Consider the following 21870-nt stretch of genomic DNA (forward strand, 5'->3'; position numbering starts at 1 on the left):
CTGCTCGCTCCCGACAGCACTCGACCCCGCTCCCGAAACACTGGAGCGGGGTCGAGTGAGAACGAATCGGGTCAGACGCCCAGGGAGTGAGCGAGCATCGGCCAGGAGTTGTGGAGATCGTCCTGCCAGTAGCCCCACGAGTGGGTGCCGGTCGGCTTGAAGTCGAAGGTGGCCGGGATCTTCAGATCGCTCAGGCGGTAGGCGAGGTTGTGGGTGCAGTAGTTGACCGCTGCCTCGATGACGCCGCCGACGATCGCCTGGTTGGCGAGCGCACCGACCTGACCGTTGATCGCGGGATTGGCGAGAGTGTCGTGTGGGCCGGGGAGTCCGGAGCCGGTGGAGACGTAGAGTTCGGTGCCGCGGAGCTTCTCGGCGTTGAGGACCGGATCGTTGTCCTTCCAGCCCTGACCGTCGAGCGGGCCCCACATGTTGGTGATGTCAGCTCCGCCGCGGGTACCTGTGACAAGTTCGATCGCACTCTGACCGACGGGGGTGCTGGTCTCAGCGCATCCGCTGTACGCCCCGACGCCCTTGTAGAGGCCGGGAGCCGCGATGGCGAGGTTGAGGACCGAGGTCGCGGTCATGGAGATCGCGGAGATCGACTGGACCTTGTTGGTGTTGAACTCGGCGTCGATGACGGGCGGGAGTTCCTTGGTGAGGAACGTCTGCCACTTCTGGCGACCGAGAACCGGATCGTCGTTCACCCAGTCGGTGTAATAGCTGAACGCGCCTTCGAGTGGAGTGACGACGTTGACGTTCTTGTCCTGGAAGAAGTTCATGACGTCGGTCTTGCGTTGCCAGGTCGCCGAGTCTTCGCCGCCGCCTGCACCGTTGAGCAGGTAGAGCGTCGGGCGGGGTTCGCTGCCATCTGCGGGGAGGATGACCTCGAGCGGGATGTTGCGATCCATCGCCGGGGAGAAGACCGAGATGGTGACCTTGCGGTCGCCGGTCTTGGTGTTGCTCACGACGTGCGATCCGGACGTGTCACCGCCCGCAGAAGCTGTCGCCGGACTGATCAGCATCGGCAGCACCGTGGCCACTGCGAGAGCTGCGATCACACTGCCACGCTTGAAAATTCGAGCACGCATACGTTCGGATCCTCCACCTGAATGTCTTCGGATCCGGAACGGATCGAAGTGCCTGTGAGCCCTTACTGGAACAGGTTCACTTTTTGTTATGTGTCAGTAAAGCAGAGCGGGCGCAGAAAGTGACGCGATTCGATTGCCTGACAATTGAATTGGCCCCGGAATTAACCCCCGAATCAACCCCCGAATCGGCCCAGACAAGCACTCGACCCCGCTCCCGGAAGTGCAGGGAGCGGGGTCGAGTCGGAACGATTTCGGTCAGATGCCCATCGAACGAGCGAGCATCGGCCAGGAGTTGTGGAGATCGTCTTCCCAGTAGCCCCACGAGTGGGTGCCGGTCGGCTTGAAGTCGAAGGTGGCCGGGATCTTGAGATCGTTGAGGCGGTAGGCGAGGTTGTGGGTGCAGTAGTTGACTGCTGCCTCGATGACGCCGCCGACGATCACCTGGTTGGCGAGTGTGCCGACCTGTCCGTTGATCGCCTCGTTGTTCAGGGTGTCGTGCGGGCCGGGGAGTCCGGAGCCGGTGGAGATGAAGAGCTCGGTGCCGCGGAGCTTCTCGGCGTTGACGACGGGGTCGTTGTCGATCCAGCCCTGGCCGTCGAGGGGGCCCCACATGTTGGTCACGTCAGCGTCGCCGCGCATGCCCACAACCAGTTCGATGGAGGACTGGCCGACCGGTGTGCTGGTCTCGGCGCATCCGCTGTATGCACCGACGCCCTTGTAGAGGCCCGGAGCTGCGATGGCGAGGTTGAGGACCGAGGTCGCGGTCATCGAGATCGCGGAGATCGACTGGACGCCGTTGGTGTTGAACTCGGCGTCGATGACGGGCGGGAGTTCCTGGGTCAGGAACGTCTGCCACTTCTGACGGCCGAGGGACGGGTCGTCGTTCACCCAGTCGGTGTAGTAGCTGAATGCACCTTCGAGCGGGGTGACGACGTTGACGTTCTTGTCAGCGAAGAACTCGTTGACGTCGGTCTGACGCTGCCACGTCGCCCGGTCTTCGCCGCCGCCTGCACCGTTGAGCAGGTAGAGGGTCGGGCGGGGTTCGCTGCCGTCTGCCGGGAGGATGACCTCGAGCGGAATGTCGCGTCCCATGGAAGGTGAGTACACCTTGATGGTGGCGATGCGCCCGTTGTCCGTGCGGCTCGAGAGCTTGGAACCCGTTGTGTTTGCCTTGGCAACAGTTGCCGTGGTGGTCGACGGATCTCCGCCTGCGGACGACACTGCAGGGCTGATCAGCATCGGCAGCACGGATACTGCGGCTACAGCGGCGACCAGACGGCCACGCTTGAAAGTGCGAGCACGCATACGTTCAGAAACCTCCACCTAAAATTCCTTCGAATCCGCCCAGGAGTGAACGGTCCTTTGTTGCTGTTCCCGTACGGGAATTCATGCTGGGTACATGCTCTGTCGATAGGTACAGGGCGTGTGAGTCTTGTAAGTTCTACCGCATCGGTGCGTTATCCGCCAGTGAACCAGAGATTTGCTGAACGTACGACCAGTTTCAGGTGAATTTCCCTGATCATCGACGGGATTAGTGAGTGAACCGGACATATCCACTATGGGAACAACATTGTTGCCTACCTCTGCAGTCGAACGCGTCTGTCGAAGATCTTCTCCGATATCAGCGCCCAGCGGGGAGTTACGTTTCGGTGAACGTCGGTTACTCGCCGCAGACTCGCGCGGACTCGACGGCAATCGCCAAGAGTTTCGCGTGGCAGGCGCGGGTCGAGTTCCCGGAGATCACCCCTGTCTTCACCGTCGACGGCGTCGTCGAGATTCAGGAGTCCGGCGGAATCGCCCTGGCCTTCGACCTGGAGGACTCGAATCCGCTGGAGGGAGACCTGGCCAACGTCTCGTACTTCTACGACCTCGGAGTCCGCTCGATGTTGCCGACGTATAACTACATGAACGCTGCCGGCTGCGGCTGCTTGGACCTGGCGGACACGGGGTTGAGTGGATACGGCCGTGACCTGGTTGCCGAGATGAATCGCGTCGGAATGACGGTCGACGGCTCACATTGTTCTGTACAGACGGGGTTGGACATCTCAGCTATCACCCAGCGAGCAATGATCTACAGCCACTCGAACCTCCGAAGGTTGTGGGAGCATCCGCGCAACATCACCGACGATCAGGCCAGAGCGTGTGCGGAGACCGGCGGCGTCGTCGGGATCAACGGCGTGGGCATATTCCTCGGCGTCAACGGACCGGATGACGACCAGGCTCGGCTGTCCGCGATGGCCGACCACATCGAAGAGGCTGTGGGACTCGTCGGCATCGATCATGTCGGGATCGGCTCCGACTTCTCATTCGACGCCGACGACTTCCGCGAAGAGATCGAGCAGAACCCGTCGTCGTTCTCCGAGGCGTACACCGCGTGGGGGCCACTGCAGTGGACTCCTCCGGAGGAGGTGCTGACACTTGATCAGGTATTGCGTGAGCGGGGCTTCGACGAGCCGTCGATCGAGGCCGTGTACGGCGGAAATTTCGCCCGAGTTGCCCGAGAAGTGTGGGCTACCGACGGGTAATACGACCATCTGGGGACAGCGAAACGATGCAGGACTACCCTGGTGAATCGTGACCTCACACTATGACGTCGTTGTCCTCGGAGCCGGCCCCGGTGGGTACGTCGCTGCTATCCGCGCGGCACAACTGGGCCTGAGCACCGCCATCATCGAGCAGAAGTACTGGGGCGGTGTATGCCTGAATGTCGGCTGCATTCCGTCCAAGGCGCTTCTCCGTAACGCCGAACTCGCGCACATCTTCACGAAAGAAGCGAAGACGTTCGGCATGTCCGGAGACGTGTCCTTCGATTTCGGCTCCGCTTTCGATCGCAGCCGCAAGGTCGCGGACGGGCGAGTCAAGGGCATTCACTTCTTGATGAAGAAGAACAAGATCCCGGAGTACGACGGCAAGGGCACGTTCGTCGACGCCAACACCATCAGCGTGGAGCTGAGCAAGGGTGGCACCGAGACGATCACGTTCGACAACGCCATCATCGCGACCGGTTCGTACACCAAGCTGCTGCCCGGCACCTCGCTGAGCGAGAACGTCGTGACCTACGAAGAGCAGATCCTCACCCGTGACCTTCCGGGTTCGATCCTCATCGTCGGTGCCGGCGCGATCGGCATGGAGTTCGGTTACGTCCTCAAGAACTACGGCGTCGACGTTACGATCGTCGAGTTCCTCGATCGGGCACTGCCCAACGAGGACGCCGACGTCTCGAAGGAAATCGCCAAGCAGTACAAGAAGCTCGGCGTCACCATCAAGACCGGTGCCGCTGTGCAGTCCATCAGCGACGACGGCAGCAAGGTCACCGTCTCGATCAAGGACAACAAGTCCGGCGAGATCGAGACCGTGGTCGTCGACAAGGTTCTGCAGTCCGTCGGCTTCGCACCGCGCGTGGAGGGCTTCGGTCTCGAGAACACCGGTGTCGCGTTGACCGATCGCGGCGCCATCGCGATCGACGACTACATGCGCACCAACGTCCCGCACATCTTCGCCATCGGTGACGTCACCGCCAAGCTGCAGCTCGCGCACGTCGCAGAAGCTCAGGCTGTCGTCGCTGCCGAGACCATCGGCGGCGCGGAGACGCAGACACTCGGTGACTACCGGATGATGCCGCGTGCGACGTTCTGCCAGCCGCAGGTCGCCTCGTTCGGTTTGACCGAGGAGCAGGCCAAGGCCGAGGGCTACGACGTCAAGGTCGCGAACTTCCCGTTCGCTGCCAACGGCAAGGCACACGGTCTCGGTGACCCGACCGGTTTCGTCAAGCTGATCGCCGACAAGAAGTACGGCGAACTGCTCGGCGGGCACCTCATCGGACCGGACGTTTCGGAACTGCTGCCCGAGCTGACCTTGGCCCAGAAGTGGGACCTCACGGTCAACGAGTTGGCACGCAACGTCCACACCCACCCCACGCTCAGTGAGGCACTGCAGGAAGCGATCCACGGCCTCGCCGGCCACATGATCAACTTCTGACGGCAGGGCCTTCGGCCCCGTGCGCCTTTTCGGTAGTTCGCACTACCGGAAAGGCACACGGGGTTTTTCGTCTTTTGTGTCGAGTTGTGTTGCGAACGGGCCATCTGAGGCCTTCGCATCGGGGTGTAGGCGCGCAACGCATTAGCGTCCCGAGTCGACCATCCGGCTTTCGAAGGACCACTCATGAAAACTCGTTCCGTACTGCTCGCGGCTTGCGTCGCGCTGACGCTCTCTGCCTGTGGAACCTCAGGTGACTCCGGATCGGACGCCGAAGCTTCGGGTGCCGCCGAGGCGGGGGCGTTCCCCGTGACCGTCGACCACGCCTACGGTTCGACGACGATCGACGCGGAGCCTATGCGCATCGTGACCATCGGATGGAGTGGCCAGGATGCGGTGATCGCACTGAACAAGGTTCCGGTCGCCATGGAGAGCTTCTCCGGCGCCGGCATCGAGAACAACATCCTGCCCTGGGACGCTTCGCGTCTGAACGGTGCCAAGCCTGTTCTCATGACGACCAATCCCGATATCCCGTTCGAGCAGATCCTCGGGCTCGATCCCGACGTGATCCTCGCCGTCTACTCCGGCATCGACGAGGGCGAGTACAAGCGTCTCAGTGACATCGCGCCGACCGTCGCGTTCCCCGACCAGCCGTGGGATACGGCGTGGGACAAGCAGATGAGCATGATCGGTGCAGCGCTCGGACAGCCGGAGCAGGCCCAGACGCTGATCGACGAGACCGGGGCGTACTTCGAGAAGCAGGCCGCTGATCACCCACAGTTCCAGGGCAAAACCGCAACGTATGCAATGCGCACCGACGAGGGCCTGATCGTCTTCTGCGGCACCGACCCGCGGATCCGTCTTCTCGGCCAGCTCGGGGTGAAGACCTCGCCCGGTGTCGACGCAGTGTGCACTTCCGGCGACAGTTCGGTGTCCGTGGGCATGGAATCCATCGACACACTCGACGCCGACGTCTTCATTCTCGTCGACGCCGACGGCACCAACCTGGACAAGCTCATGTCCTTCGGTCCGTTCGCGAACATGACCTCGGTGTCGAACGGCCGTCTGGTTCGTCTGGTCGGAATGGACTACGCGATGGCTACGTCCGCTCCGACGGTGCTGAGCGTTCCCTACGCATTCGACGAGTTCATCGCTCAGCTTTCGGACAAGTTGAGCTGATTCCGAGCGTCGTACGACGCTTGTGACGCAACGATTTTCGGCACCTGCGATTCGAGTAGTTCGATCAGGGCCGTGATCTTTGCGGCGACGTCGGCGCCGAGTTCGGTCAAGCTGTATTCCACTTTGGGCGGGATGGTTTCGAGTACCTCACGGTGCACGAGGCCATCCCGCTCGAGTGTTTGCAGGGTCTGCGAGAGCATGCGCTCGCTGACTCCGTCGACGCGTCGGCGCAGGGCACTGAACCGGTACGGACCCTCGTTCAGTGCTGCCAGTGCGAGTGCGCCCCAGCGCCCGGTTGCATTCTGCAATGCCGCCCGAGAGTTGCACCCGCGAGCGAAGACGTCAGCCTCGAGGGTTGGGTCCACGACGTCGGCATTCGGATCAGGAGTCTGGGCAGCACGTGAAGGTGAGTCGGTGCTGGTCATGAACCCAGGCTACTACTGCACGATCCCATAGCGCTAACTCGACGTGTTGCACTTACGAAAAATAAGTGCATGATGGTTGCAGAACGCATTTACGCTTCAACCTGGATCGGGAGTTCGCATGAGCATTGCAGTCACCGGCGCAACCGGAAACCTCGGACAACTGGTAGTCGAGTCGTTGATCGAGCGGGGAACCGCCGCGTCCGACATCGTCGCAGTGGTCCGCAATCCACAGAAGGCGGAAAGCCTCGCCGCCCGCGGAGTAGTTGTACGCCAAGCGGACTACGCCGATGCCTCGGCGTTGGAAACCGCATTGGCGGGCGTCGACAAGCTGGTGCTGATCTCGGGAAGTGAAGTGGGGTCACGGCTCGCGCAACACACCAACATCATCGACGCGGCGAAGGCTGCCGGCGTCGGATTCATCGCCTACACGAGCATATTGAATGCTCAGGACACGCCGATGAAGCTTGCTGCCGAGCACAAGGCGACCGAGGACGTGCTCACTCGGAGCGGTATTCCGTTCGCGCTGTTGCGCAACGGTTGGTACTGGGAGAACTTCACCAACGACCTGGCCGGTGTGATCGAACGCGGCGCACTGGTCGGTGCGGGAGCGGAAGGCAAGATCGCGGCTGCGGCGCGTGCGGATTACGCCGACGCCGCAGCAGTAGTCGCGACCACCGATGGCCACGAAGGCGCAGTGTACGAGTTGGGCGGTGACGAGAGGCTCACCTACGCCGAATTGGCCGCAAAGATCAGCGAATTCGCCGGCAAGCCCGTCGCGTACCAGTTCGTGGACGAGCAGGCATACGAAGGCATTCTCGAGAGCGTCGGACTGCCTGCACCGGTTGCGCAGATCCTCGCCGATTCCGATGCTGCAATTGCCAAGGGGGCGTTGGACACCGAGTCGGGTGACCTGCAGAAGTTGATCGGCCGCAGCAGCACTCCGGTGACTGAGGTGTTGAGGAAGGCCTGACCTGCTGTGCGCCTTTATTAACCGCGGGCGGTTAATAAAGGCGCACAGGGGGCTACCCCATGTGGACTGCACCCTCGGCGGGCAGATCACCCTTCTTGGCGCGGACCAGAACCAGCACTACCGGTGCGATGATCGCCAACAGGACTGCCGCCCAACCGAATGCGGCCGAGTATCCGGATACCTCGGCGCCGAAGAAGTAGTCCGTCATCGAGGCGACGAAGTCCTGCACCGGCTGGGGGAGTAGCGCCAATTGGTCACCAGTCGGGATGGTCGCGTTCGACATGTCGACAGGAATGCCTTCCGGCGGGATCGGCGCCGCGTTGTCGGCGGTGAAGGCCGACTTGGCCGAAGCGTAGATCGTGGTGAACAGTGCGGTTCCGAGTGCGCCGCCGATCTGCAGGGTGGCGTTGACCAGGGCACTGGCAGCGCCGGCGTCGTGGTCGGGGACACCGATCAGTGCGAGGTTCTGCATCGGCACCATCAGCAGACCCAGTCCGAAGCCGAAGATCGCGAGGCCGGGGAACACGTGCGTCCAGTAGGAGCTGTGTACCTCGATCTGGGTCAGCATGAGCAGTCCTACTGCTGCCACCAGCGGGCCGGCGACCATGAGCGGCTTGGGGCCGATCTTGGTGGACAACTGCGCTGCGATGGTCGACGCCAAGACGATGAAGAACGCCATCGGCAGCGATCCGACGCCGGCCATGACCGGGCTGAATCCGAGCACGATCTGCAGGTAGAACGTCAGGTACAACGTGCCGCCGAGCAGGGCGGCGCCCACCAGCATGGAGCCGATCAGAGCAGCGCCGCGATCACGATGCCACGGAACGCTCAGCGGTAGAAGCGGATTCTTGCTGCGGCTCTCGACGACCACGAAGATGGCGAGGAAGACCAGGCCCAGTGCGATGAACAGCAAAGTGTCCGCCTGACCCCAGCCGTGCTCGGCGCGTGTGAATCCGTAGACCAGTGAGCCGAGCCCCAGGGCGATGAGGACAGCGCCGGGAAGGTCGTAGCTCGTGTCGCCGTGCGCTTTGGTTTCCTTGACGATCGGGACGGCTGCAGCGATGGCTATCAGCGCGATCGGGATGTTGACGAGCAGGCACCAACGCCAGTCGACGTACTGCGTCAGCACTCCACCGAGGAGCAGGCCGATGGCAGCGCCACCGCCGGAGATCGCGCCGTAGACGGCAAAAGCCTTGGCGCGCTCCTTCTCTCCGATGAAGGTGGTGGTGAGCATCGACAGCGCAGCGGGCGCGAGCAATGCTGCGAAGACGCCCTGGCCGGCGCGAGCGATGAACAGTTCGATACCGCTCTGCGCGATGCCGCCGATGCCGGAGGCAACCGCGAAGCCCGCCATGCCGACGATGAAGGATCGCTTTCGGCCCCAGTAGTCCGCGATACGTCCGCCGAGGAGCAGCAGCGCACCGAACGCCAAGGCGTACGACGTGACCACCCACGCGCGGTCAAGGTCGCTGATGCCCAGTTCCTCCTGGGCTGCCGGTAGGGCGATGGAGACGATGGTGCCGTCGAGCACCACCATGAGTTGAGCGAACGCGACGATGCAGAGCACCAGCCAGCGACGTTGATGATTCGGATTCTCGGAGACAGCCGGGATCGGTGGCAGAGTGCCGCCGTCGACGTGGGACGTGGTGGTCATTGGAAAAAGGTATTCCAGCCTTCTCGGGTGAGTCAAACGAAATAGTTCGTTCGGTTACCATCATCACTATGGCTCCCACTGACGTGACCGCGACGAAACAGCGAATCCTCGACGCTGCGCAAGAAGAATTCGGCACCTACGGGCTTGCCGGTGCGCGCATCGATCGGATTGCGAAGAACGGAAACGCCAGTAAGGAGCGCCTCTACGCCTATTTCGGTGACAAGGTCGCGTTGTTCCACGCGGTGCTCGACGTCGACTTCGAGCAGGCGATGGAGTCCGTCGAGTTCACCGGTGAAGACATGCCCGCGCATGCCGTCGAACTGTTCGACGCAATGCTCGGCAAACCACAGATTCAACGGATGATGATCTGGGGTCAATTGCAGGGTGAGGCACCACGGATGAAGAAGCTGGCCGAGGAACATTCCAGCTGGGTTCCGCGAATGGCCACGATCCGCAAGGCTCAAGAAGACGGCCTCATCTCGAAGCACTGGGACCCCCAGGACCTGATCACGATGCTGTTCGGCCTCGTGTTCGGCTGGGTGGTGGCCCCCGGTGTGGCCGACAACCAGAACGTCGACGCCGACGAGATCGCGCGCCGCCGTGAAGTGGTGCGCGAGGCCGTCACTCGACTCTGCAAGCCGTGACTGTCAGCGAGAGAGGTACGCGGCCCAACCGCCGTAGTCGGTGATGTCAGCTGCGCCGTTTACGGCGTCATGAGTGCAGCTGAAACCGACTGTCGTTCTGCCGTCGGATAACTCGACGCTCGTGAGCGCCATCGGTGCAGGCAAGGCGGCGAGGAACGTTCCCAGCCCGGCCGGTGAGATTCGGAAGATCTCGCCGACGACCGGTGCGCCGAGTCCAGGGCCACGGCGTACCAGGCCGGGCTTCGGTGGCGTCGTGTCGAGAGCGAAGAGCCGGTAGGCATCCGAGGTCGTGACGGTTTCGACGTACCGCGCGCCGAGGTCGACCAACTGTGTGTTGAGGGGTTGCCCGCGCAGGTGAGCGCCGAATACTGCGAGGTCGATTCCGGTATCGACGAGGGTGGGTGAAGGCACACCGCCGAGTCGCGCAGCGAGGTCGATGGCGATCTGGTCGTCGAAAGCGGGTACGACGAACATGACGCCGAACGGGTGATCTTCGGCAGTGCGGTGTCCGGGCGCCGCGACGGCCGCCATGTCGAGCAGGTTGCAGAAGTTGGTGAAAGTTCCCATCCGGCGGTTGATTCCGAACGGATCCTCGGTCACGGCGGCAATCGTCGGGTGTTCGGTGGTGGTGGGAAGCAGTAGGGCGTCGAACCCGGCGAGGAGTTCCCGGGCGGCAGCCTTGGCGCGGGTGAGAGCATCGAGATCGTCGACTAGCTGGTATCCGGTGGGGTGCTTCGCACCGAGCACGATGTCGGACACCGCGGGATCTGCTCCGGCAGGACGAGTTTCGAGGAACTCGCCGGCAGCGGCGTACCGCTGCGCCACCACGGCGCCGTCGTAGAGCAATCGGGCCGCGTCGAGCAGTCCGGATATGTCGACGGTCTCGGTCTCGGCGCCGCCGGCTACCAGAGCTGTCACAGTGTCCTGAAATGCTGCTGTATACGACGGGCTCAGTTGAGCGAGATCCTCGATTCGGGGGACGGCGACGCGGGGATTCGGCGCCGCCGCGAGACGAACGTCGGAAGGCCAGACGCGGCTGCGGGGATCCCGAGGTTCGTGGCCGATCATGATTGCCGCTGCCGCGGTTGCCGATTCGAGGTCGTCGGCAAATACCGTCAGAGCGTCGTAGTCGACGCAGGCGGGCACTACTCCGTGGGCGGGGATGACGCCGAGCGAGAGCTTGAGTCCGTAGATCCCGTGGAACGCTGCCGGCACCCGGCCCGAACCGGCAGTGTCGGTGCCGATTCCGATGTCTGCAATTCCCAGCGCGACAGCGACGGCGGATCCGGAGCTACTACCGCCCGAGATCAACTCTTCGTCCCAGGCGCAGCGAACGGCTCCGTACGGACTGCGCGTTCCGACCAGTCCGGTGGCGAACTGGTCCAGATTGGTCTTCCCCAGAACAACAGCCCCGTGCTCGATCAACCGCGCAACGGCACTGGCGGTTTCGTCCGGCGAATACGCGAATTCGGGGCACGCCGCTGTGGTCGGCAGACCGGCGACGTCGACGTTGTCCTTGACGGCGACCAGACGCCCAGCCAGAGGAAGATGCTCGCCCGCGGCGATTCTGGCTTCGACCGAAGCGGCATCGGCAAGCACATCTTCCTTGCGGCGCAACGTGATCCAGACTTCGGGGCGATCTACTTCCTCGATCCGCTGGAATGCCTGCTCGACCCGGGCTGTCGGGGTGAAAACTTCTGCTGCGATGGTCATGGTGTGTACTGCTCCGATCAGTCCGTGATGTTGGCGAGTGAGAGCGCGGTGATCGCGCGGGTCACCCGGTCGAGGACGACGTCGAGAGACTCGCCGATGTGCTGGTGCAAAAGCGTGCGGGCCTCGGGCAGATTGCCGGCACGTAGTTCTTCGAGGATTCGAATGTGCTCCGCGATCGAGGTGTCGATGCGGCCGTTGACCATGAAGTCGTACATCCGAACGTGCCGGATACGGGAATTCACCGACAGCAGCGACGCGACCAGTTCATTGTTTCCCGACGCCCTCAGTACGGCGACGTGGAATTCCTCGTCCAGTTCGACGAACCCCGGTTCCTGAGCGGGCGGATCGAGAGCCAGGGCACGCCACCGCACCAATTCGTCGTCGAGGATTGTTCGGTCGTGCCGGATCGTCGGATCTGCGATCGCCCGGGTAATTCCTTGTAGTTCCAGCGTGATTCGGAGTTCATACAGATCTCGGATCCGCGGGATACTCGGGCGCACGGCGGAGAACCCGTACTCTTCCCGGCGCAGGAGTCCATCGGCGCACAGCATCGTCAACGCTTCCCGTACTGGTGTGCGAGAAATGCCGAAACGCGTGGAGAGTTTCGGTTCCGTCAGGCGCTGATCGAACCCGATAGTCCCGTTGACCAGTTCGGTGCGTAGTTCCCGGTAGACCACCTCACGCAGTGGCTCCGGCGCCGTATTCATCCCTGTCGACATACCTGTATACGCTATTGATCAGGTGTTTCGTCCAGATGTCTTCGGGTTAGAGCTGAGTTACGGCCGCCGCGGAACTTCAGGAGAAGTCGCGCTGAACCCGCAAGGTTCCGATCGTGGTGGCCAGGCCGTCGTACTGAGTGACCAACAAGGTGAATTCGATCAACCGACGATCGTCGAGATGCTGCGAGAGCGTTCCCCACGTGTCGTCGGTGACGTCCTTGGTGGTGACCAACTCGTCGACCGCAGTCAAGATCGCACGGTGACGCGGACTCAACTCGGAAGCGCCAGGGCCCTCGATGATTCGGGCCAGTTCTTCTGCGTCGATTCCGGCTTTGCGGCCGAGCCTGATGTGGTGATCCATCTCGTAACCGCAGTCCCGCAGGTGCGCGACCCGCAGGATGATCAGTTCGGTGTCGTGGCGAGAGATCTTGCCGCCGGGCATGAGTGAGCCGGAGTAGTGCAGCCAACCGCGGAAGAGTCCGCCCGTGCGCCCCAAGGTGCTGAACAGATGCGCATCGGGTGCTCCGGCAGCCTTCGACAGGACACGCCAGATTCCCCAGTTGATCGGACCGAGGTCCTTGAATCGGCCGGGCGGGATGCGGGGGTTCATGCGACTCCACGGATGTGAGAGGGACGGAGGTCGATAGCTCGTTGCGCGATGTGGCGAACCGCGGCGCTGCGGCGGGGCGCGTGTACGCGTGACTTCCGGCCGACGATACCGCGCTCGAACGCGTCGACGGCGTCAGCGACGGTCGTGGTGCCGGCGCTGGCGAGGGTTCCGCGAGCGCCGTCGAAAGAGAGTGCGGTGGTATCGGTGTCGATGTCGCCGATGTACGCGACGCCCACCTTGGTGCCGAGGTGTTTCATTTCCAAGCGCAACGCGTCACCCAAGGCTTCGACGCCGGCGCGCGAAGCACCGAACGGTCCGCGAAACGGATGCTTGGCGGCGCCGTGAGCCGAGGCGACCACCAGGGCGTAACCGTTTTCGTGACTGATGTGCGGACCGGCTGCGCGCAGGGTGTAGTACGTGCCCATGAGATTGACTTCGACGGCGCGGCGCATGTCCGCAGGGTCGCCGCCGAGGATCGACGAGTTCGCCTCGACACCGGCATTGGCGACGACGACGTCGATGCCTCCCAGCTTCTCAGCGATGTAGTCGACGCCGCGAGATACCTGCTCGAGGTCGGCGACGTCGCACAACTGCCACGGCGCGCGGCCGCAGGAAGTGGCGACTTGTTCGAGAAGTTCAGGCTCGAGGCCGAGCAGTCCCACGGACGCACCACGGTCGTACAGGCGTCTGGCCAGCGAAGAACCGATATTGCGGGCAGCGCCGGTGATCAGGATGCGCCGACCCGTCAGGTCGTCCGCACTACTCTTGGCCGATTCGGCCTTGCCCGCCTCGCTCTTGCCCATTGCTGTGTCCCTACGCAGTGACCTTCTGGTCCTCCGACGCTAACACCGCCGGGTAGCTGCGACTGCAAGTACCGCCAACTCCGTCCGAATGGACGCTCAGACCGATGCGACCTCGAGACGCGGATGTGACGCGGAAGCCTGGGTCGACCGCAATCGACGGAATCGGACCACGGCAACGACGGCGGCAACAGCGGCGAGGATCACCAACGGCAGCGACGGACCCATCGTGGGTTCGATGACAACCAGTAGCACCGGCAGTCCGAATCCGAGATAGGTGCCGACGTAGAAGATCCCGGTCAGGGCGCCCCGCGAGGCCGGGGGAGCCAGCGACTCGAGGTCGAGCAGTCCCTCACGCAGACACAGTCCGTAGGCCGTACCGAGGACGAGCGCGCAGACGATGAACAACCCGAGCGCGGGGTGCGCGCCGCCGACTGCGACCAGGCAGTATCCGAGTGCCGCCAGTGCGGCGCCTGTCGTGCCGGCCTGAGGACCCCAATTGCGATGGCGCGCAGCGGTTTGAACCAGGATTCCAGCACCCAGAGTCAGCGCCGCCGCGAAACCCGGAAGGAGAGGACCTGAGTAGCGGTCCCCGAGCCTGGCCGTCATGGTCACGAAAGACACTGTTGCGCTGGCGAACACCCACGGCGCCAACGGAAGTGCCCAGAGCAGCGCATTTGCGACGGAGCGCTCCGCGCCGTCTGGCGCATTTGCGACGGAGCGCTCCGCGCCGTCTGGGACGGGTGTGATGGTCGCGGCTTCTACGGGAACAGGTGTACGACTCCACACAGCTGCCGCGGTAACCGAACCCACCGACAAGAAGGCCGAGACGACAAAGGGCGTAGCGAGTGGGAAGGCGGCAAATTGTGCCAACAGACCCGAAAACAGTGGTCCCAGTGCAAAACCCGAGGTGAGTACTACGCCCGCCATCACGGTTCCGGACTTGCCGCGAAGGTCAGCCGCCCACGCGGTGCCGGCGCCGATTGCCAGACCGGCACCGATACCGACAACGAGGCGCCCGACCATGAGCCCGGGCGCGTCGTGCCAGAGAAGAAGAATCAAGGTTCCGAGCGAGGCTATGAGCGCTCCGGGCAGGACGACTACAGCTCGGCCGACGCGATCCGACAGTGCTCCACCGGTCAACAGGCCGGGTAGGAGTCCGAGCGCGTAGATACCGAAAACACCGTCGAGCACGGTATGCGAAAGGCCCTCGTCCACCCGGAGAACCGGGATGAGCGAAGCAAAGTGGTTGGCGGCCCAACCCGTCGAAAGTAGAACTGCCAGTACCGAGATGAACCCGCGACGGGATGGATCGCCCATACCGGCAGCTTAGGCGGGTACCAGATCGCTCACGTCGGCGAGGAGTTCGAACGTGCGCAACCAAGCCTCGCGGTTGGTGCCGGTCGACACCGTGATCAGCTCGTCGGCCTGTGCATGCTCGGTGAACTCGTCGAGGTAGGCGCGGACCTCCGTGGGCGTGCCGATGGCGCTGTACTTGGTCATCTGCAGAACCTGCTGACCCGCGGGGGAGTCGAGCAGCATGTCCGCTTCGTCGTCCGTGAACTTGCGTCCGCGTCCGAGAAGAAGGCTGACGCGCGAACGCTTGGCCGCGAGGAAGTCCTGCTGAGCCTGCTCATGGGTGTCGGCGGCGATGACGTTGACGCCCGCGATGACGTACGGCTCCGCCAACTGCTCCGACGGCTTGAACTCGCGTCGATAGATCGCGACGGCGTCGCGCAGGGCGTTGGGGGCGAAGTGCGAGGCAAATGCATACGGCAGGCCGAGCATCGCGGCGAGCTTGGCTCCGAACAGTGACGATCCGAGAATGTAGAGCGGAACGTGAGTGCCCTTACCGGGAACGGCATTGATTCCGGGGACGCGCGAAGTGTCGCCGAGGTAGCCCTGAAGCTCGAGTACGTCCTGCGGGAAGCTGTCCGAAGAACTCGGGTCGCGTCGCAAAGCCTGCATGGTCTTCTGATCACTACCGGGCGCGCGACCGAGACCGAGATCGATGCGACCCGGGTGCAGAGTCTCGAGGGTGCCGAACTGCTCGGCGATCGTCAGCGGCGCGTGGTTGGGCAGCATGATTCCACCGGCGCCGAGGCGGATTTTGCTGGTGTGCGCGGCGACGTGGCTGATCAGAACGCTGGTGGCCGAAGACGCGATGGAACCCATGTTGTGGTGCTCGGCATACCAGATTCGCTTGTAACCCCACTCCTCGGCGCGCTGCGCCAAGGTCACGCTGGCGTCGAAGCTGTCTTTGGCGGTTTCGTTGTCGCCGATGTGGGCGAGATCGAGGATGGAAAGTGGGACGGCCATGAATGTGGTGCCTTTCTCAGCGAATAGAACGCAAGCGTCGTTGTGAGGTGCAACCGCTGTGAGTCCATTCCTATTTCCGAGAGCCTTCCCACGCTGAGCAAGTGCGATTTTCGGAGGGGCGGTGACTCCCGCTCGATCAGTTCCGCACAGCGTTGGCCATGGCGGCCAACGAGAGGGCCTGACGAGCACGGTCGAGGACAACCGCACGAGAGATGTCGATGTGCGACACCAGTGCCTCGTGTGCTTGCGGAATCTTGCCGTCCAGAACCAGCTCGACGACGGCGATATGTTCCTCCACGGTGGCCTTCATACGGTCGGGAGTCAGGTAGTCGAACATCCGCACGGGGCGCAGCTTCGAGTTGACGGCCTGAAGAGCGTCGACCAACGCGTGGTTTCCGGACGAGGCGAGGAGCGCGATGTGGAACTCCTCGTCGAGCGTCACGAAACCGGCGTCCGGTACCGGCATCTGTTTGAGAAATGCGTACCACTTGTCGAGTTCGGAACCGAGCGCGTCTCGATCATGAGCGGGGGCCTCACCGTCGAGTACCCGCCGAAGTCCGTGTACCTCGAGGAGTATGCGCAGCTCGTAGAGGCCACCCAACTCGTCGAGGTGCGGTCGGTACGGAAAGAGGCCGTGTTCGTCGCGCTCGACCAGCCCGTCGGATTCCAACTTCGCGAGCGCTTCGCGCACCGGTGTTCGCGAGACACCGTAGAGATGGGCCAGGCGTTCCTCGCCCAGTCGTTCCGAGGGCGCGATCTGACCGGACATCAGATCGTTTCGGATCGACCGGTAAACCTGTTCGCGCAGCGGCGGCCGCACACTCATGTCAGATTGCCATCGCTCGACGAACCGCCTCGGTGGACGTGGTGCCGCCCTCACCGGTCGAGGTCACGTGTCCGGCCGCGAGAATGCTGTAATGCTGAGCAGATTGGAGCGCGAAACCGATGTGCTGCTCTACGAGGAGGACACCGAGATCGCCGCGCTCGGTGAGTTCCATGACGGTTCTTTCGATTTCGGCGACCACGTTGGGCTGAATGCCCTCGGTTGGTTCGTCCAGAATGAGGATCTTGGGCTCGGTGATCAGGGCGCGAGCGATGGCAAGCTGTTGTCGCTGCCCACCGGAGAGAAGTCCCGCGCGACGGTCGAGGAGCGTGGTGAGTGCGGGAAACAGATCCAATGCCTCTGCGATGAGTGCCTTTCCGCGTTTGCGCCCGTCGGCGACCACCCGAAGATTCTCGGCAGTTGTCAGTTGTCCGAACGACTGCTGACCCTGGGGTACGTAGGCAAGTCCGCGAGCGACGCGGGCGCTCGGCCGTAGACCGGTGATGTCTTCACCGTTCAGAAGTACCTTTCCCCGTGTAGGTTTGATCAGACCGACGGCGGCGCGCAGCAAGGTGGTTTTACCCGCACCGTTGTGACCCATGACTGCCGCAACTCCGTCGCTGGGAACCAGCAGGGATACGCCGTGGATCACTTCGGTGCGTCCGTAGCCGGCGCGGATGTCGACGAGCTCGAGCATGATTCAGTCCTCCGGGGTCGGTTCGGTGTCGGCGCCGAGATCGGTTCCGGCAGCGGCTGTGCCGAGGTAGACCTCTTGCACCTTGGGGTCGGCTTGGACCTCCGCCACAGTTCCTTCGGCAAGCACTTTCCCAGCGGCGAGCACTGTGACGGACGTGGCGAAGGATCGCATGAAGTCCATGTCGTGCTCGACTACGACGACGGTTCGCGCACCGCCGATGCGCCGCAGAAGGTTCCCGGTCTCCTCGCGCTCCTCGAGGCTCATGCCTGCGACGGGCTCGTCGAGCAGGAGCACGGAACAGTTCTGTACCAACAACATTCCGATTTCGAGCCACTGCTTCTGTCCGTGCGCCAGAATGCCTGCGGCGGTGTCCCTGAGGTGCTCCAACCCGGTTGTCTCCAGCGCCTCTTCGATCTCGGGAAGCACACCTTTGCGCCTTCGGAGCAGGTTCCACGCCGAGCGACCGGCTCCCGCCGCGATGTCGAGATTCTGCAGCACCGAGAGTTCTTCGAAGACGCTTGCCGTCTGGAAGGTTCGCCCGACGCCGAGGCGGGCGATCTTGTGAACCTTCTTGCCGAGCAGTTGCTCGCCGGACTTAGTGATGGAACCCGTCGCGGGAACGAGTCCGGTGATGGCGTCGACCAACGTTGTCTTTCCAGCCCCGTTCGGGCCGATGAGAAACCTCAGGTCGCCCTGCATGAGGGTCAAGTCGACGCCGTCGACGGCCTTGAAGCCGTCGAAGCTGACCGAAAGATTCCGTACTTCGAGGTACTCGGACGACATTCCGGCGTTGCCGCCCAGTGCCGGTGTGGGTTCGCTGGTGGCGGTTGTGTTGGTCATGACGACACCTCCACTGGTTCGGGTTGGGAGACCTTGACCGGTGGGTCGGCCGGGGTCTCACGCTTCTTGCGGTGGCGCATCAGGGCGAACAATCCGGCCACACCTGCCGGGAAGAATCCGACCACGACGATGAACATCAGCCCTTGCGCGTAGATCCATCCCGAAGGGAGTTTCTCCGAGAATGTCGACTGTGCCCATGCGACGCCGATCGCACCGAGTACCGGACCGAGAAGCGTTGCGCGGCCGCCGATCGCGACCCCGATGAGGAAAGCGATGGACGGGACGATCCCGACGTCGGCGGGGGAAATGATGCCCACGATCGGAACGAACAGCGCGCCGGCGATACCGGCGAGGAACGCCGCGGTCACGTAGGCGACCAGTTTGATGTTCGCCGGATCGTATCCGAGGAAACGTACGCGCTCCTCTTGATCGCGGACGGCGACGAGGAGTTCGCCGTATCGGGAGTTCATCAGCTGGCGAATCAGAGCGACCGATGCGAGAAGAACTCCGGCGGCGATGAAGAACAACATCTGCTTGTTCGCCGGATCGTTGAGGTTGAAACCGAAGAACGTGCGAAAGCGGTTGAGGCCGTTGCTGCCACCGATCGACTGCTGGCCGATCAAGAGGATCGCGAAAGCCGCGGCGAGTGCTTGCGAGAGGATCGCGAAGTACGCGCCCTTGACTCTCCGCTTGAACACACCGAGTCCGAGGAGAAAGGCAACAGCGGCCGGCAGGAAAAGTATGGCGAAGATCGCCACGAATGGCGAGGCGAACGGTTGCCAGTATCCCGGCAGTTCGGTCTTGCCGGCGATGGACATGAAGTCCGGGACCGCGTCGCCCTTGAGTTCTGCATCGGCGATCTTGAGGTGCATCGCCATCACGTATGCGCCGATTCCGAAGAAGACGCCCTGGCCGAGCGTGAGCATTCCGCCTCTGCCCCAAGCCAAACCGATACCGACAGCGACTATGGCGAAGCACAGGAATTTGGCCAACAGTGACAGCCTGAAGTCCGAGAGCACAGCCGGAGCGACGGCGAACAGCACGATGGCGGCAAGTGCAAAACCGCCCCACACCCGAATTCGGGAATTGTTCAGGATGCTCATACGAGGCTCCTCGTCTTGACTGCGAACAGGCCCTGCGGCCGAACTTGAAGGAAGACGACGATGATGACGAACACGATCACCTTCGCGATCGACGCCGTCGTCGAGTACTCGATGAACGAGTTCAAGATGCCGAGGGCGAAGGCTGCGATCACGGCTCCCTTCATCTGACCGAGACCGCCGACGACAACAACCAGGAAGGCGTCGATCAGATAGGACTGGCCGATGGTCGGGCTGGTGGAACCGATGAGCGTCAACGCGACACCCGCGACGCCGGCGAGCCCGGAACCGAGGAAGAAGGTCGTGATGTCCGTACGACGAGAGGAGATTCCGCTCGTCTCGGCCAGATCGCGATTCTGGACGACGGCCCGGATGCGTCTACCCATCGACGACTGCTTCAGTGCGACCGAAAGTGCGATCACCGCTGCGATCGCCAACACCAGAATGAAGATGCGGGTTTTCGGCACCACGGCGCCGAAAATATCGACCCCGCCCGAAAGCCAGCTCGGCGCCGAAACATTGACTGCCGGCGCGCCGAAGATGTCGCGCGCCAACTGCTGAAGGATCAATCCGACGCCGAATGTCACCAACAGGGTGTCGAGGGGTCGGTGGTACATCCGCGATACCAGGACCACTTCGAGCACAACACCCATCAGTCCGCCGACGACGAAACCGACGAGCAGAGAAATGATCAACGATCCCGTTGCATTCGAGATCACCTGCTGCACTACGTATGCGGTGTACGAGCCGGCCATGATGAACTCGCCGTGTGCCATGTTGATGACACCCATCTGCCCGAACGTGAGAGACAACCCCAACGCTGCCAACAGGAGAATCGATCCGATACTCAAACCCGTGAACAACTGCCCGATCACAACATCCATGACAGACGCTCCACCTCTCTACTCGTCGATTCCGTCAATTCCGCCTTTTGTCGATCAGCTACCGAGCCCCTCAGCCCAGGGGTAGTTCTTCAGGTACGGATCCGGCTCGATCGGCTGTCCCGAATCCCAGACCGTGTAGATCAGTCCGTCGGAACGGATTTCGCCGATCCGGGCAGTCTTGGTGATGTGGTGGTTGTCGCCGTCGATGGTGACGAGTCCTTCGGGCGCCTGGAAGGTCACACCGTCGGCGTTGTCCTGAATATCCTTGACCGCAAACGAGTTGGCCTTCTCGACGGTGTTCTTCCAGAGGTAGACGGAGGTGTATGCCGCTTCCATCGGATCGGACGTGGGCTTGTCCTGGCCGAACTTTGCCTTGTACGCCGCGACGAACTTCTTGTTCTCGGGGGAGTCGATGGTCTGGTAGTAGTTCCACGCCGTCAGCTGGCCTTCCACGTTCTGGACTCCGATACCACCGACCTCTTCCTCCGCAATGGAGACGGAGACGACGGGCATGTCGGCGGGCTTCAGGCCGACATTTGAGTATTCACGGAAGAACGCAACGTTGGAATCGCCGTTGAGTGTGTTGAACACGGCATCGGCGTCGGCTGTGCGGACCTTGTTCACGATGGTGGAGAAGTCGGTCGAACCCAGAGGCGTGTAATCCTCGCCCTTGATCTCGATGCCGTTCGCTGCCGCGTACGCCTTGATGATGCGGTTGGCGGTCTGCGGGAACACGTAGTCGCTGCCGACCAGATACAGCGACTTGACGCCCTTCTCCTTCAGGTAATCCAGAGCCGGGATGATCTGCTGGTTGGTCGTTGCGCCCGTGTAGAAGATGTTCTTCGAATCTTCCAGTCCCTCGTACTGGACCGGGTAGTAGAGCAAAGAGTTGTTGTCCTCGAACACGGGCAGCATGGCCTTGCGGCTCGAGGAGGTCCAGCCACCGAAAACTGCTGCGACGCAATCGCTGCTGATCAGTTTCTCGGCCTTCTCGGCGAACACTGTCGGCTCCGACGCACCGTCCTCTGCGACGATCTGGATCTTCTTACCCAGTACACCGCCGGAATCGTTGATCTCCTGCACCGCCAACGAGATGGAGTCGCGGACCGTCACTTCACTGATGGCCATGGTGCCCGAGAGTGAATTCAGGGAACCGACCTTGATCGTGTCCCCCGAGGTGTCGACGCACGACGTAGCCGTCGAATCTCCCGATGCGGTGTCTGTTGCCTTGCTTCCGCAGCCGGTGAGAACCAAGCCCAGCGCGGCGAGAGCGGCCGGCGCGGCAAGGGTGCGCTTCGAGAAGGTTCGCATGTATGGGCCTTTCGTGTCGATGGCTCTGGCAGACAATGGCTCTGACAGATCTGTATCCGGAGTGCGTATACAACGCTGTATTCGTCGAGTGCACAGAGTAGGTGGAAGTTGTTGCGGTG

Annotated in this window: 21 protein-coding genes; 5 read left to right on the forward strand and 16 right to left on the reverse strand. The window is 62.6% G+C overall.

What is annotated here, in order from left to right:
• Window positions 1-71 precede the first annotated feature (71 nt).
• Complete coding sequence (locus tag RHP72_RS07845) at window positions 72-1088, reverse strand: alpha/beta hydrolase family protein (RefSeq protein WP_003941485.1); 1017 nt, start codon at window positions 1086-1088, stop codon at window positions 72-74.
• Window positions 1089-1343: 255 nt separating this feature from the next.
• Window positions 1344-2393, reverse strand: a complete 1050-nt coding sequence (locus RHP72_RS07850) for an alpha/beta hydrolase family protein (protein ID WP_021343370.1) — start codon at window positions 2391-2393, stop codon at window positions 1344-1346.
• 233 nt (window positions 2394-2626) lie between these two features.
• Between RHP72_RS07850 and RHP72_RS07855 the strand changes: the two genes are divergently transcribed.
• From RHP72_RS07855 to RHP72_RS07865, 3 genes are all read left to right on the forward strand, one after another.
• Window positions 2627-3613, forward strand: coding sequence for a dipeptidase (locus tag RHP72_RS07855; RefSeq protein ID WP_058038501.1), 987 nt, complete (start codon window positions 2627-2629; stop codon window positions 3611-3613).
• 49 nt (window positions 3614-3662) lie between these two features.
• Window positions 3663-5066: a dihydrolipoyl dehydrogenase gene (gene lpdA / locus RHP72_RS07860; protein ID WP_003941477.1), complete on the forward strand. Its 1404-nt coding sequence runs from the start codon at window positions 3663-3665 to the stop codon at window positions 5064-5066.
• A 183-nt stretch (window positions 5067-5249) separates the two neighbouring features.
• The gene (locus tag RHP72_RS07865) at window positions 5250-6242 is read left to right on the forward strand and encodes an iron-siderophore ABC transporter substrate-binding protein (RefSeq protein ID WP_063314797.1); all 993 of its coding nucleotides are present in this window, start codon (window positions 5250-5252) and stop codon (window positions 6240-6242) included.
• On the opposite strand, the gene RHP72_RS07870 is transcribed toward RHP72_RS07865, so the two are convergent.
• A complete protein-coding gene (locus tag RHP72_RS07870) occupies window positions 6218-6667 on the reverse strand; it encodes a helix-turn-helix domain-containing protein (protein ID WP_007735410.1) in 450 nt (149 codons plus the stop codon). The two genes, RHP72_RS07865 and RHP72_RS07870, sit on opposite strands and share 25 nt — an antisense overlap.
• A gap of 118 nt (window positions 6668-6785) precedes the next feature.
• Here RHP72_RS07870 and RHP72_RS07875 point away from each other — a divergent pair, with 118 nt between their 5' ends.
• Complete coding sequence (locus RHP72_RS07875) at window positions 6786-7637, forward strand: SDR family oxidoreductase (RefSeq protein WP_193595509.1); 852 nt, start codon at window positions 6786-6788, stop codon at window positions 7635-7637.
• 52 nt (window positions 7638-7689) lie between these two features.
• Here RHP72_RS07875 and RHP72_RS07880 read toward each other — a convergent pair whose 3' ends face one another.
• Entirely contained in the window at window positions 7690-9291 is a 1602-nt protein-coding gene (locus RHP72_RS07880; protein ID WP_064074219.1) for an MFS transporter, read from the reverse strand.
• Between the two features lie 68 nt (window positions 9292-9359).
• Between RHP72_RS07880 and RHP72_RS07885 the strand changes: the two genes are divergently transcribed.
• Window positions 9360-9935: a TetR family transcriptional regulator gene (locus RHP72_RS07885; protein WP_063314795.1), complete on the forward strand. Its 576-nt coding sequence runs from the start codon at window positions 9360-9362 to the stop codon at window positions 9933-9935.
• A gap of 3 nt (window positions 9936-9938) precedes the next feature.
• On the opposite strand, the gene atzF is transcribed toward RHP72_RS07885, so the two are convergent.
• The 12 genes from atzF to urtA form a co-directional block, all read right to left on the reverse strand.
• A complete protein-coding gene (gene atzF / locus RHP72_RS07890; protein ID WP_311094541.1) occupies window positions 9939-11648 on the reverse strand; it encodes an allophanate hydrolase in 1710 nt (569 codons plus the stop codon).
• Between the two features lie 17 nt (window positions 11649-11665).
• The gene (locus RHP72_RS07895) at window positions 11666-12367 is read right to left on the reverse strand and encodes a GntR family transcriptional regulator (RefSeq protein ID WP_019744458.1); all 702 of its coding nucleotides are present in this window, start codon (window positions 12365-12367) and stop codon (window positions 11666-11668) included.
• A gap of 76 nt (window positions 12368-12443) precedes the next feature.
• The gene (locus RHP72_RS07900; RefSeq protein WP_003941526.1) at window positions 12444-12977 is read right to left on the reverse strand and encodes a carboxymuconolactone decarboxylase family protein; all 534 of its coding nucleotides are present in this window, start codon (window positions 12975-12977) and stop codon (window positions 12444-12446) included.
• On the reverse strand, window positions 12974-13780 hold the full coding sequence (locus RHP72_RS07905) for an SDR family NAD(P)-dependent oxidoreductase (protein WP_042923321.1): 807 nt from the start codon (window positions 13778-13780) through the stop codon (window positions 12974-12976). The genes RHP72_RS07900 and RHP72_RS07905 overlap by 4 nt, the downstream gene beginning before the upstream one ends.
• Window positions 13781-13876: 96 nt before the next feature.
• Complete coding sequence (locus RHP72_RS07910) at window positions 13877-15097, reverse strand: MFS transporter (protein ID WP_311094542.1); 1221 nt, start codon at window positions 15095-15097, stop codon at window positions 13877-13879.
• Between the two features lie 9 nt (window positions 15098-15106).
• Complete coding sequence (locus tag RHP72_RS07915) at window positions 15107-16096, reverse strand: LLM class flavin-dependent oxidoreductase (RefSeq protein ID WP_039973481.1); 990 nt, start codon at window positions 16094-16096, stop codon at window positions 15107-15109.
• A gap of 136 nt (window positions 16097-16232) precedes the next feature.
• Complete coding sequence (locus RHP72_RS07920) at window positions 16233-16922, reverse strand: GntR family transcriptional regulator (protein ID WP_042923309.1); 690 nt, start codon at window positions 16920-16922, stop codon at window positions 16233-16235.
• A gap of 1 nt (window position 16923) precedes the next feature.
• The gene (gene urtE / locus RHP72_RS07925) at window positions 16924-17616 is read right to left on the reverse strand and encodes an urea ABC transporter ATP-binding subunit UrtE (RefSeq protein WP_003941544.1); all 693 of its coding nucleotides are present in this window, start codon (window positions 17614-17616) and stop codon (window positions 16924-16926) included.
• A 3-nt stretch (window positions 17617-17619) separates the two neighbouring features.
• Window positions 17620-18456: an urea ABC transporter ATP-binding protein UrtD gene (gene urtD / locus RHP72_RS07930; protein WP_007735393.1), complete on the reverse strand. Its 837-nt coding sequence runs from the start codon at window positions 18454-18456 to the stop codon at window positions 17620-17622.
• Window positions 18453-19559 (reverse strand): urea ABC transporter permease subunit UrtC, encoded by a 1107-nt coding sequence (urtC, locus tag RHP72_RS07935; RefSeq protein ID WP_007735392.1) that lies wholly within the window; start codon window positions 19557-19559, stop codon window positions 18453-18455. The genes urtD and urtC overlap by 4 nt, the downstream gene beginning before the upstream one ends.
• Window positions 19556-20440 (reverse strand): urea ABC transporter permease subunit UrtB, encoded by an 885-nt coding sequence (gene urtB / locus RHP72_RS07940; protein WP_003941514.1) that lies wholly within the window; start codon window positions 20438-20440, stop codon window positions 19556-19558. Before urtB ends, urtC begins: the two co-directional genes overlap by 4 nt.
• Window positions 20441-20494: 54 nt before the next feature.
• Entirely contained in the window at window positions 20495-21751 is a 1257-nt protein-coding gene (urtA, locus tag RHP72_RS07945) for an urea ABC transporter substrate-binding protein (RefSeq protein WP_007735391.1), read from the reverse strand.
• Between the last annotated feature and the right edge of the window lie 119 nt (window positions 21752-21870).

The sequence above is a fragment of the Rhodococcus sp. SG20037 genome, assembly GCF_031763325.1.
In the GTDB taxonomy this organism is placed as follows: domain Bacteria; phylum Actinomycetota; class Actinomycetes; order Mycobacteriales; family Mycobacteriaceae; genus Rhodococcus_F; species Rhodococcus_F qingshengii.